Source organism: Pseudomonas sp. AC083 (assembly GCF_979253165.1).
Genome location: NZ_CEEDDH010000140.1, coordinates 1 through 271, shown reverse-complemented (window position 1 = coordinate 271; position 271 = coordinate 1). Strand labels below are relative to the sequence as shown.

Here is a 271-nt window from a genome sequence, read left to right as displayed (position 1 = left end):
GAACTGTATGCATGGAACAGTGTTAAGTTTATCAAAACGGTACTTAGTGGAGTGCTGTTTGTGCCTGAACTAAAATTCAATTTGTTTTCTGTAGGAACTGTTTTGGACAAAGGCATGCATTTTGTTTCGAACAACGAGCAATGTGAGATTTTGAACAGTAAAGGCGAAATTCGTGCACTGTCCATACGTGTTAATAAAATGTATCATATGTTGTTTTCCTTGAATGGAACACAGTCAGAACTGTCAATGGTTACTTTGACGTGTGCAAGTA

The 271-nt window shown here is 37.3% G+C and carries 1 protein-coding gene; it reads left to right on the top strand.

The annotated features are described in order from the left end of the window. Positions 1 to 60: 60 nt before the first annotated feature. Positions 61 to 271: hypothetical protein (locus AC0IXA_RS27500; RefSeq protein ID WP_471814914.1), on the top strand; the 211-nt coding region annotated here is incomplete at its 3' end.